This window comes from Gluconobacter japonicus, assembly GCF_002723975.1.
Taxonomy (GTDB): domain Bacteria; phylum Pseudomonadota; class Alphaproteobacteria; order Acetobacterales; family Acetobacteraceae; genus Gluconobacter; species Gluconobacter japonicus.
In genome coordinates, this window is record NZ_BEWO01000045.1 from 1 (window position 1) to 8,277 (window position 8,277).

Consider the following 8,277-nt stretch of genomic DNA (forward strand, 5'->3'; position numbering starts at 1 on the left):
GGCTGGAGCATTCCCGAACGATCAACTCTCAGACTGGGATCCGATCATGGACGCAGAAAACGCCTTTTATCGCTGGCTCGAAGCCAGTCGTCCCCGTGCTCCAATGTGCGCGGCATCCAGCAAACACTGGCGCTCCCACAACGTCTTTCAGATTCTACTTCTGACCGCCCTTCAAGCCCTCACCCCTAGGACACCCTAGGAAATTGAGTAATAGCTATCCTGTTGGTCCGATATTCTCCTAATTGAAAAATCCGACATGCGCACAACCTTTTGCTCCAGTTGGAGCAAATACGGAAGCAGGCGCTCGAGAAATACGGTGCACAGCGTCGACATTCCTGTGTGCCTCAGGCAGGCAATATGCTGGCCTCCAGCAGCGTCTATCTGGCACCCTAGATCGCGAGAATTCGAGACGCTGTTCGGGTTAGCAACAGCAGGATCAATTACTTCTTACCCGAACAAACAGCCTATTTTCAAGAGAGACAACAGAAAGCCCGTTAAGTTCCAAATTGAAACATTACAGCTTTAATCAACGGTTCTTCGATCTCTCAGCCTCTATTTAAGCATCAAAATTATGCGGCAAAACGACCAGATCACGCACCATGACACCTTTTGAACGTGTCAGGATAAAGATCAGAGCTTCGGCGACTTCCTTGGCTTCCATCAGGGCACCCGCTTTAATGTTGGCTTCAAGCCGCGCCTGATCCCAGTCTTTCAGCAAAGGGGTGACAACCGGGCCAGGCTGAATGGCGCCCACACGAATTCCGTACTTCGCGACCTGACGGCGAACCGTATGGACGAATGCCTGCACGGCATGTTTCGAGGCCGTATAGATTGGCTCGGCCATGATGGGGATCATGCCTGCAATCGAGCTGGTCATAACGATATCGCCACTTTCCTGCTTCATCATCTGCGGCAGTACGGCGCGAACCGAGCGGAAAGCTGCATTGATGTTCAGATGGAGCATCGAATCCCAGCTATCAGGATCGCCTTCCCACACATTGCCACCAACATACGCGCCGGCATTGGCGTGGAAAACATCGATCCGGCCCTGCTCCTGAACGATCTGCGCGACCGCAGCATCTACGGTTTTGTAGTCGAAAAGATCGACAATGATCGCATGAGCCTGACTGCCGAGTTCTGCTGTCTTTTCTTCCAGCGCCTTGGCGTCACGGTCCAGAAGATAGACCACCGCACCAGCTTCGATGAGATAACGGGCACATTCGAGGCCAATGCCCGAAGCCGCGCCCGTAATAGCGACGACCTTGTTCTGAAGAGACTGTGTCATATGCTCTACCTTGTGATTCTGTCTCAGCGTGCAGATGCTGTGCCGCGCTGACGACTGATGAAAATTGCGAGAAGGATGATCGCGCCCTTGATGACGTTCTGAACGTAAGGAGAGACCTCCAGCAGGTTCAGCCCGTTGTTCAAGACGCCCAGCAGCATGGCGCCGATCAGGGTCCCGATGATGGAACCACGGCCGCCGGAAATTGAGGTGCCACCCAGCACCACGGCAGCGATGGCATCAAGCTCGAAGCCGACGCCTGCATTCGGCTGACCACTCATGAGACGGGAGGAGAGAACAACGCCCGCCAGAGCAGCCGTAAAGCCGCCGATCAGGTAAACGATAATCTTGTATTTTCGGGAATCGATGCCGGAGAGGCGGACGGCGTCTTCATTCCCACCGATTGCATAAATGTAGCGGCCAATCGGCATGCGCTGGAGCAACAGATAAGCCAGCGCATAGACCACCAGCATGATGAGAATGGGAGTCTGGATTCCCAGAATCTTCCCGCGGCCGATAAACGCAAACCAGTCTGGAAGACCCGAAATGGGATAGCCGTTCGTGTAGATCAGCCCTAGTCCACGAGCGATGCTCATGGATGCCAGAGTGACGATGATCGGCGGCATTCCGAGACGGGCAATGCACAATCCGTTTCCTGCCCCAAAGAGCGCCCCGACACCCAGCCCGGCGATAATGGCCAGCCCGGCGTTCAAGCCAGAAACCAGCAGACCCGCTGTAATGGTTCCGGCCAGTGCCATGACCGCGCCTACGGAGAGGTCAATGCCGCCCGTGAGAATGGCAAAAGTCATGCCTACAGAGATGATGGCATTGATCGAGACCTGTCTGGCAACGTTTTCGAGGTTGCCGAAGGACAGAAAGCGACTGTTAAGCGCGATCATACAGGCCACGACCACGAACAGTCCGACTGCCGGGAGAAAGGCCGTTGAACGTGCGACCTTCGACGCTCTGTAACGCTCAAGCAGAAAGTGCATCGACTGCGGACTTTTTAACGCTTGCTGTTGCATGACGCATTACCTCTTCCGAACTGATGGCATCCCCTTCCAGAACTGCCGTGATGACGCCATGGCTGAACACGGCCACGCGGTCACACATTCCGACGACCTCTGGAAGCTCGGATGAGATCATGATGATGGCGTATCCCTCTGCCGTGAGGTTCCGCATGAGTGTGTAGATTTCCGCCTTGGCCCCGACATCAATGCCGCGGGTGGGCTCATCGAAGATCAGGATCTTGCTTCGCCGGTTCAGCCAGCGCGCAATCACAACCTTCTGCTGATTCCCACCACTGAGGCTCACTACGGTCGTTTCGTCCGAAGGGGCTTTGATGTGGACCGCGGACATCAGTTCCTGTGTCTTCCGCTTCTCCCGTGCGGTGTCGATCGTGCCGATCGGGCGGGTATATTGCGGCAGGTTGTTGATGGAGATGTTGTCCCGGATGCTGAAGCCGAGGATCAATCCCTCGGTTTTTCGGCTTTCCGGCAGAATTCCGATGCCATGATGCAGAGCCTGTGCAGGATTCCCCATAGACACTTCCCTGCCCTCAATCCGCACCCTTTTTCCGGGACATGGCAGTGCGCCGATCAACGCCAGCGCCGTTTCCGTTCGGCCAGAACCGACGAGCCCGGCGAAACCGAGGATTTCACCTTTTCGCAGATAGAAACTGTTGGGGTGCCCGTTACTGGCAAAACGAATGTTTTCGGCTTCCAGAATGCGCTCGGCAGTCTGGAGAGCGGGTTTGGGCGGAAACGTACTTTCAATTTTCCGGCCGACCATCTTCTCAACCAGATGATCCATGGTGCAGTCAGCTGTTTTCAGGACGCCCACGTGGGCACCATCACGAAGCACCGTAATGCGGTCGCAGATTTCGAAAATCTCTTCGAGGTGATGTGACACGAAGAAAATTCCGATTCCCTGATCGCGAAGCTGCCGCATGACATTGAAGAGCAGTTCGGCTTCCGTCGGGGTCAGGGTCGCGGTTGGTTCGTCGAGGATGAGAACCTGCACATCGAGTGACAGAGCTTTCGCAATTTCCACGAACTGCTGTTCCGCGACACTGAGACGCGCAACAGGCACATCAAACCGCGTTTTTACTCCCAGACGTTCGAAAATTCCCTGCGCAATGCGCGTCATTTCGTTTTTGCGGGAAAATCCGAGAGCGTTCCGCATCTCGCGCCCGAGGAAAATATTATCGACGGCATCGAGTTCAGGAATTAGGCTGAATTCCTGAAAAACAATTCCGATCCCCGCACTGATGGCGTCCCTGTAGCTGGAAAAGTGGCATTCTTTTCCGTTGAGAAAGATCTGCCCTTCATCCTGAGACTGGATACCGCCCATGATCTTTATAATCGTAGATTTTCCAGCACCATTCTCCCCCAGAAGAGCATGGATTTCTCCACGCTCCAGGCTGAGGCTGACATCCCGCAACGCACGAACTCCCGGAAAGCTCTTGGAGATTCCCTCAAGCTTCAGAAGCGGTTCTGGGGATGTCTGACTGGTTTCTGTCATGATGTTCCCTCCGGAATCCGGGGCCGTTCCTGAAATTTACCAGCTGAACGTCTTGGCTTTCGTCGCGTCGATCAGTTCGACATCGACAGGCAGAACCTTCGGCACTTCTGCGCCCCATTTCCTCGCAAGCGCGAGCGCCAGTGCCAGACGGATCTCCTGCCGGGGGAACTGCGCTGCCGTGGCGATGAAATGCGAGCCCGGCTTGCTGATGGCCTTCACAGCTTCCGGGTTACCATCAACGCTGACCAGCTTCACGTCCGAGCCATTGGATTCAATGGCGGACAGCACACCGAGCGATCCATTGTCATTGACGCTGAAGATGCCCTTCAGATCCGGGTTCGCCTGAAGCATGTTCTCCGCCACGGTCAGAGCCTGATCGCGCTCCTGCTTGCCGTTCTGAACGCTGACAATCTTGATGTCCGAATGCTTGGCGATAGCGTCTTTGCAGCCTTTAACACGCTCAAGAATGGGAACGACCGGGATGCCGTCGATAATACCGATATTACCGGTCTTGATCGTCATGGCGAGATACTCGCAGGCTTTGAAGCCGGCATCGTAGTTCTTGGAGCCGACAAACGCATCCAGCGGACCACCAGCCTGAGCATCTACCGAGACAATCGGGATGTTCTTGTCATGAACGGTCTTTACGACGGACGTGACGCCTACGGTATCGGTCGGGTTGATGATGATGATCTGCGCGCCCTGCTGGATCATGTCCTCAATGTCACTCACCTGCTTGGAGACGTCATGATGCGCATCGCTGATGATGACGTTGGCGCCGATCGTGGCAGCGGCCTCCTGCAAGGCATCCTTCATAGTGACGAAATACGGATTGTTCATTTCCTGAAAGGAAACGCCGATTTTCAGCGGTGTTCCGGCTGCGGCAGCCGGCTGTGACAGGGCCGTCCCGCCAAGAGCGAGAGACAGAAGGGCCAGCGGAAGCGTCTTGATCTTCATGTTACACCTGTTGATCTGCATGCACTGTGCAGGCCATTTCCTGCACATGGCCTTGTCAAAACCGTAAAATCACATGTCTTTATTTGAGGATGGGGCGACCTAGAGAGCCGTGTATCCACCGTCGACAAATATTTCCTGCCCGTTGACCATGCTCGAAGCATCTGAGGCGAGATACAGAACTGTATCCGCGACATCTTCCGGTGTTGCGACACGACCAGCGGGAATTTTTTCCAGTAGCTTTTCCAACTTGTTGCCAACGCTCCAGACGCGTTCGCCCATGGGCGTCCAGACAACTGTCGGGCAGATGGCATTGGCCTGGATGTTGTGAGCCGCCCACTCCGCCGTCATGACCTTGGTGAGGCCATTCAGACCAGCTTTGGAAGCGACGTAAGCACCATGGTCAATCAGCGCGACAGAACTGGCCTGGGAGCTTATGTTGACGATCTTACCGCGTTTGCGTTCGATCATCCCCGGCGCAAAAGCACGGGCGAGAAGCCACGGCGCACGCAGGTTGATGGCCTGTACGGTGTCCCATTCTTCGACGGTCTGTTCCACCAGCGGCCGAGGAAAACTGACGCCAGCATTGTTGACGACAATATCCACGCCACCCCACGCAGCCGTCACTGTCTTGGCGACAGCGTCAGGGACAGTCGGATCACTGAGATCAGCAACAACCGTGAGGCATTGACGCCCATGGCCTTCCACGATCCGGCGTGTTTCAGCCATATCGGCTTCAGACCGTGCAACCGCGACAATATCGGCTCCGGCGGCACTCAGAACATCGCAGATCGTGACGCCAAGCCCGCGGGACGCACCCGTGACAAGAGCTTTGCGACCATCGAGGGAAAAGCGTTGTGGAAGTTTTGGCATGGTCTGTTTTCCCTTGTCCGTCAGTTCAGGAAATCTGTGGCATCTGCGTGTGGAAGGGTCGTCATTTCACGGGCATGCCGGCGGTATTCCCGGGGTGTGCAACCTCGCAGGCGCAGGAAGATACGGTTAAAATTGGACAGGTTATTGAAACCGGAAGCCGCACCGATCTCCGTGATTGAAAGGGGGGAACTGGCCAGCAGATGGCAGGCGTGACACACACGCAGCCGATGCAGGAAAGACATGAACGTGTCGCCCGTCGCAGCCCGGAACTGGCGAGAGAATGTTGAGGCGCACAGCCCCAGATCCTGCGCCAGATGGTCATGCCGGATTTCGGAGGGGTCCATGGCCATCAGGGACGTGATGACACCGCTCATCCGCTGCATTTCCGGACTATTGAGCGCCTTGGTTTCACCTTTGAGAGACAGCGTCCTGAACGGGGCAGACGTCAGTGTGGCGAGAAGGTCGAGACAGGCGGCCAGTTTCCCAGCGCCTTGAAAAGTCCCGATCGCTTCGAGTTTCTCCCCGAGCCCCAGTGCTTCTGGACCAGTGAATTCGACACCCAGAGTTGAGGCCTGAAGCAGGTTCCGCAGTCCACCCAATTCCGGGCACAGCGCCATCAGGCCTTCAATCCATTTAGCGCTAAACTGAAGGACAACATCCCGCCCTGTCAGCACTTCACCCGGCTTGAGAGGACTGAACCAGCCATGCGGCAGGTCAGGTCCGACCAAAACAAGCTGGCGTGGCCCGAAACTCCCGATATGGTCCCCAATGATCGCACGACCTTCGCTCTGTGTGATCAGGTGCAGTTCGTATTCCGGATGATGGTTCCAACGTGCCAGCGGACCGGGATAGTCATGCTGATGCCAACGGAAACTGGTGTTCGGTTCCGCATGAATCGTTTCGTAAACAGGACGCGTGTTTCCCTCACTGACAGGTGCTTTTGCTTTCAGAGAGCTAACCATTCCAAGCGCTGATGCACGACTGGCAATCGGGGAAAACGGCCCCTGCTTAGGCAATTTCTGCGTTACGGACATGATGGCACCGCTTCTCAGAGAACAATCTGGAGTTTGACGTCGCTTGGTCGAGCCTCAGCAGCCCGCTCAAAGGCCGCGATAGCCTGATCGAAAGGGAATGTTTCCGATACAAGCGGCTTGAGGTCGATTTTCCCCGCACTGATGAGGCGGATGGCGCGGTCATAGACGTTGGCGTAGCGGAAAACCGTTTCCATACGGATTTCCTTAGCCTGAGCCGCCACGATATCGAACGGGACCTTCTGGATAGGCATGCCTACGAAAACGATGGTTCCCCCGGGTCGCACACAGGCTAGAGCGTCGTCGTAAGCACTGGCAAAACCGCTCGCTTCGAAGGCGACATCCACGCCCCAGTCAGCGCCACAGGCGGCATCCACAACATCACGCGGTTTCTCGTCACGCACGTTGATGGGTCGGATACCGTCATACTGCCCGGCAATGGCAAGCTTGGCAGGAGCCAGATCCGTGATGAAAACCTGCCCTGCCCCGGAAGCAAGTGCGGCCAGCGCCGTCATGATGCCGATAGGGCCACAGCCTGTCACAAGACAGATATCTCCCGGCTTGATAGCGGCCTTCACCGAGGCATGTACGCCAACCGCCAGCGGCTCGATCATCGCACCTTCAGCAAAGCTCACATTATCCGGCAGTTTGAACGTGAAAGCGGCTGGATGAACCACAGAGGGTGTTAGACAACCGTGGATCGGTGGGGTTGCCCAGAAGCGAACAGCGGGATCTACGTTGTACTGGCCCATCAGCGTTGCGCGGGATTGTGAGTCTGGAATGCCCGGCTCCATGCACACCCGGTCTCCGACTTTCAAAGACCGGACCTGACTTCCGATTTCCGTAATCGTTCCAGAAGCTTCGTGTCCCAGAACCATGGGTTCGCGAACAACAAAAGGTCCGATGGCGCCATGCGTGTAGTAATGTACGTCGCTGCCGCAGATACCCACCGTGTGAATAGCGATACGGACGTCATTCGGTCCAAGCTCCGACGGCAGGCTGATCTCCCGCAGAGAGAGCTCACCTTTCTTTTCAAGCACCAGTGCCTGAGCCATACCCAACCGTCTCCTGTCGCACGTTTTATCATCAGTTGTGATCAGAAGTACGAATTATATGTTATATATCACAAAGTATAGAACATTTTTTCCTAAAAAATGATACTTTTTTGAGTGAAGTACTTTCAGATATCGAATTTTTCGTTTTCAAATTTTTATGTAATATATTGATAAATAATAATATTTTTTACATTCTCTTCTCCTATAAGGAAATATAATCCGCTTTAGTCTGAAATTTTTCATGTTATAGATAACGCAAATATGAGGTGCGGGCTGTTCAAAAAAAACTTCCGATAGGGTGCTCGAAAAATCCTTTGCTTTTGATCGCGCCGCTATGATTCCATCGCTCATATTGTGAGGGCAGAGATCATGAAATAGTCGGGTTCTATGATTTTGAAGAGCGTATTGGGATGATCAGCTCGGATTCTCTTCCCGAACAGCGAATTTTGAACTGTTCGGGGCTGATCTGAACCAGAAGTCGGTCTATTCGGAAAATAACAAAAGCCCCTCCCCTTTGGAGAGGCACTAGTTGTTTAGTCCCGTGGTTTGATGGTTTGGA

At 54.7% G+C, this 8,277-nt stretch carries 7 protein-coding genes and 1 pseudogene; 1 reads left to right on the forward strand and 7 read right to left on the reverse strand.

What is annotated here, in order from left to right; genetic code table 11:
* Positions 1–199, forward strand: a pseudogene (locus GJA01_RS15365) (hypothetical protein); the annotation flags it as partial.
* Positions 200–556: 357 nt separating this feature from the next.
* Here the strand turns inward: GJA01_RS15365 and GJA01_RS14585 are convergent.
* The 7 genes from GJA01_RS14585 to GJA01_RS14615 form a co-directional block, all read right to left on the reverse strand.
* Positions 557–1,285: an SDR family oxidoreductase gene (locus GJA01_RS14585; protein WP_010505648.1), complete on the reverse strand. Its 729-nt coding sequence runs from the start codon at positions 1,283–1,285 to the stop codon at positions 557–559.
* Between the two features lie 23 nt (positions 1,286–1,308).
* Positions 1,309–2,274 carry an ABC transporter permease gene (locus GJA01_RS14590; RefSeq protein ID WP_062502498.1) on the reverse strand — a complete coding sequence of 322 codons (966 nt, stop codon included), beginning with the start codon at positions 2,272–2,274 and terminating at the stop codon, positions 1,309–1,311.
* Positions 2,258–3,805 carry a sugar ABC transporter ATP-binding protein gene (locus GJA01_RS14595; protein WP_062502497.1) on the reverse strand — a complete coding sequence of 516 codons (1,548 nt, stop codon included), beginning with the start codon at positions 3,803–3,805 and terminating at the stop codon, positions 2,258–2,260. Before GJA01_RS14595 ends, GJA01_RS14590 begins: the two co-directional genes overlap by 17 nt.
* 36 nt (positions 3,806–3,841) lie before the next feature.
* Positions 3,842–4,762, reverse strand: a complete 921-nt coding sequence (locus GJA01_RS14600) for a substrate-binding domain-containing protein (RefSeq protein ID WP_253783073.1) — start codon at positions 4,760–4,762, stop codon at positions 3,842–3,844.
* A gap of 99 nt (positions 4,763–4,861) precedes the next feature.
* Positions 4,862–5,632 (reverse strand): SDR family NAD(P)-dependent oxidoreductase, encoded by a 771-nt coding sequence (locus GJA01_RS14605; protein WP_010505644.1) that lies wholly within the window; start codon positions 5,630–5,632, stop codon positions 4,862–4,864.
* A gap of 20 nt (positions 5,633–5,652) precedes the next feature.
* Entirely contained in the window at positions 5,653–6,666 is a 1,014-nt protein-coding gene (locus GJA01_RS14610) for an AraC family transcriptional regulator (RefSeq protein WP_010505643.1), read from the reverse strand.
* A gap of 14 nt (positions 6,667–6,680) precedes the next feature.
* Positions 6,681–7,718, reverse strand: coding sequence for an NAD(P)-dependent alcohol dehydrogenase (locus tag GJA01_RS14615; protein ID WP_062502495.1), 1,038 nt, complete (start codon positions 7,716–7,718; stop codon positions 6,681–6,683).
* Positions 7,719–8,277: the final 559 nt, after the last annotated feature.

Bases quoted from the DNA above. Each gene is read 5' to 3' on its own strand.
- GJA01_RS14610 (WP_010505643.1), bottom strand. From the start codon at position 6,666: ATGTCCGTAACGCAGAAATTGCCTAAGCAGGGGCCGTTTTCCCCGATT.
- GJA01_RS14600 (WP_253783073.1), bottom strand. From the start codon at position 4,762: ATGAAGATCAAGACGCTTCCGCTGGCCCTTCTGTCTCTCGCTCTTGGC.
- GJA01_RS14595 (WP_062502497.1), bottom strand. From the start codon at position 3,805: ATGACAGAAACCAGTCAGACATCCCCAGAACCGCTTCTGAAGCTTGAG.
- GJA01_RS14590 (WP_062502498.1), bottom strand. From the start codon at position 2,274: ATGCACTTTCTGCTTGAGCGTTACAGAGCGTCGAAGGTCGCACGTTCA.
- GJA01_RS14615 (WP_062502495.1), bottom strand. From the start codon at position 7,718: ATGGCTCAGGCACTGGTGCTTGAAAAGAAAGGTGAGCTCTCTCTGCGG.
- GJA01_RS14605 (WP_010505644.1), bottom strand. From the start codon at position 5,632: ATGCCAAAACTTCCACAACGCTTTTCCCTCGATGGTCGCAAAGCTCTT.
- GJA01_RS14585 (WP_010505648.1), bottom strand. From the start codon at position 1,285: ATGACACAGTCTCTTCAGAACAAGGTCGTCGCTATTACGGGCGCGGCT.